The sequence below is a fragment of the Halobaculum saliterrae genome (assembly GCF_009831625.1).
Classification (GTDB): Archaea; Halobacteriota; Halobacteria; order Halobacteriales; family Haloferacaceae; genus Halobaculum; species Halobaculum saliterrae.
Map to the genome: position 1 here is coordinate 1 of NZ_WUUS01000021.1, position 1,553 is coordinate 1,553.

Sequence of the window (1,553 nt, forward strand, 5' to 3'; positions counted from 1 at the left end):
TGTTGCCGAGTTCGATGGGCCTTTCACCCCTACTCCAAGATCACGCGAGGGTATTGTAGGACACCAACGCTAACGGACCTCCACGTGCCTTTCGGCACGCTTCATCCTGCCTCGGAGTAGATCACTCGGTTTCGGGTCGTACTGCTTCGACTCCCCGCGCTTGAGCACGGCGGCCCTCGTCGTAAGACTGCGGCCATGTCGGTTTCCCTGCGCCTTCCACGATACTCGTGTTAGACTCGCCGGAGCAGTACACTCCCTGGTTCGTTTTTCAAAACGCACGACGGAACTTCGGCTCCCCGCACGTCTTACTGGAGACTCGCGTCTCGGTCATTCTGTGCGGGGCCTTTCAAGCCCCGTCGCTCAATCGCCAACTGATTTCAGGCCCTATTGCACCGCCCTTCTCGGGGTGCTTTTCAGCGTTCGCTCACGCTACTTGTTCGCTATCGGTCTCGAGGAGTGTTTAGCTTTCTCAGTCGATGCCTGAGATCTTCACGAGGGATATCCAACCCCCGCTACTCTGGGAACTGATCCACAGAACCGGTCGACGATACGGGACTGTCGCCCTGTATCGTGCTCCGTTCCAGGAGACTTCTCGTCGATCGAGTCTGTTTGATATCAGCCCGAACACCACATTGCCTGCGAGGTGTGAACCCCGAGGCTTCGGTTTGAGCTGTGTCGCGTTCACTCGCCGTTAGTAACGACATCTCGGTTTGATTTCTCTTCCTGCTCCTACTGAGATGTTTCAATTCGGAGCGTTCCCCATTGCGCACGGCAATTGTAGAGGGATTCCCATTCGGAGATCCGTAGTTCTTCGCCTCCATGCGGCTCCCTACGGCTTATCGCAGCTTGGCACGTCCGTCGTCGGCTCTCGAGCCGAGCCATCCACCAGCTGGCACAGTAGCCAATACTGAGTGGAACCCAATGGACCCGATGAATCGGGTTCAGTGGGTGTCTGGATTGCACGTACATACGGTCGTCATCGCACGTCACGTGGGTGTCACGCGAGCGTGCTCAACCCTTCCCATCCCCGCTCTCGCGGGATGGTGCATCGGTAGTGTGTACCAGTTCATCTCCCCGTGCCACACTTAAGGGACACGATTCGAATCACGGTACGGGAGTGACCCACAGGGAATCGAACCCTGTCGAGGTACCAACGAGGTCTGAAGACGAGCCCCGATAGTTCGAAGGTGTCTGGTCGCAACCACGAGCGCCACGAAGACCTCTAGGTGGGCCAGGCGCGTCGGCCTGGTCCCGTTCTGTGGAGGTGATCCAGCCGCAGATTCCCCTACGGCTACCTTGTTACGACTTAAGCCCCCTTGCGAAGCCCAGATTCGACCTGGCAACCCAGGCCTCATCCGGACCTCACTCGGGTGCTTTGACGGGCGGTGTGTGCAAGGAGCAGGGACGTATTCACCGCGCGCTTGTGACACGCGATTACTACCGAATCCAGCTTCATGTGGGCGAGTTTCAGCCCACAATCCGAACTACGACCGGGTTTCTGAGATTACCGTCCCCTCTCGGGGTAGGAACCCATTGTCCCGACCATTGTAGCC

The 1,553-nt window shown here is 58.0% G+C and carries 2 rRNA genes; both read right to left on the reverse strand.

What is annotated here, in order from left to right:
* A 23S ribosomal RNA gene (locus tag GRX01_RS19010) occupies positions 1–910 on the reverse strand; the annotation flags it as partial.
* 349 nt (positions 911–1,259) lie between these two features.
* Positions 1,260–1,553, reverse strand: a 16S ribosomal RNA gene (locus GRX01_RS18700); the annotation flags it as partial.